1 protein-coding gene is annotated in these 1332 nt (G+C 68.5%); it reads right to left on the reverse strand.

Annotation, left to right across the window (positions count from 1 at the left end; translation table 11 throughout):
• Positions 1-173 precede the first annotated feature (173 nt).
• Positions 174-1332: IS1380 family transposase (locus tag ACWD3C_RS48650; protein WP_451155269.1), on the reverse strand; the 1159-nt coding region annotated here is incomplete at its 5' end.

The following is a 1332-nucleotide window of genomic DNA, read 5'->3' on the forward strand; positions in this document are numbered from 1 at the left end:
GCCTCGATTCTTCGGTGGAGTTTGGTCGTTGAGTGGCATGGTGGTTCGCCCGTAATGTCCCTCGTCGTGTGAGGGCGGGCCGTCGCGTATCGCTGCGGGGTGCGCCGGGTTCCACGGGCCCGGAGACTGCTGGCCTTCCTCCTCTCGGTGTGTGTTGGGGCAAAGGGCGGTCGTCAGGTGGCGACCGTCAGGTTGTTGATCCGCTTCCAGCTGGTCGTGAATGTCTCGGCCCAGGGCCAGGTCCGTTCGATGCGCAGGTGGCGGCGGCGTGCGTGGTGGGCGAGGCGGGCGGGCAGGTGGTAGAGGCGGAAGCGCATCGTCTCCGGCTCGGCGTCGGCGAGGTCCGCTTGGTCGTGGAGGGTCAGCAGCCGCAGCCAGGCGTCGAGATCGGCGGCGAGGTTCGCGGTGAGCATCCAGCTCGCGTTCGTTTCCCAGGACTTGGACGGCAGGTTCGCCAGTCCCATCGCCTTGTTGGTGCGCACGCGGTCTTCGACCTCGGCGTGATCGCGGTGGAGGACGTCGAGGAACTGCACTTGGTGAGTGCCGGCGATGTGGCCCATGTGCCGGATGTTCGTTGCGGTGATCGAGTAGCGCCAGCCGGTCTTCTGCTCGAACGCGGTCAGCTTCCCCAGGTGCCGGCGGGAGGGCTTGACGCGGCGGACGATCAGCCGCATGCCTTTGGGCCAGCCCTCACGAGTGTTCAGCCCGGTCAGCTCGGCGACGAAGCAGCCCTCTTGGACCTCGCCGTCCTGTCGCAGGGAGGTTTCCCAGGCGGCTTCGGGGAGGCGGGCGATGGCGCGTTCGTCCTCGGGCGTGATCGTCCAGCCGACGGTGTAGCGGACCGTGCGCCGCGTGGTGTTCAGCGCCTGAAGGCGCTTGAGCAGGCCGTGCGTGGCACCGGCACCGTCGACCCGCACCAGGATCTTGGCCTGAGAGGAGCGGGGTATCTGCGCGAGCGCGGCATCCAGCACCCGCAGGTGATCGGCGACGGTGTTCGCGCCGGCGTTGCCCTCCCTCAGCTCCATCGCCAGGCACTCGTCGGTGTTGGCCAGCCACGCGGCCAACGGGTGGAAGCCGAAGGTGCCCTTGAACGTGCCGGCGGCGCCCTGTTTCCTGGAGGCCGCGGTGATGACCGTGGCGTCCATGTCGAGCACGATCCAGCCCTTCAGATGCCGCCCCGCGACGGTCAGATACGGGAAGCCACCGGGCCGCAGGTGCAGCAGTGTCCAGACGTGGCGACGCACCCGCTGTCGTACCTTCGCAATCTGTGCGCGCCTCGTCTCGTCCGTCGTGGACAGCAGCCGGTGCAGCGTGGAGTCCGACACTGCCGGT

This window comes from Streptomyces sp. NPDC002845 (assembly GCF_053591955.1).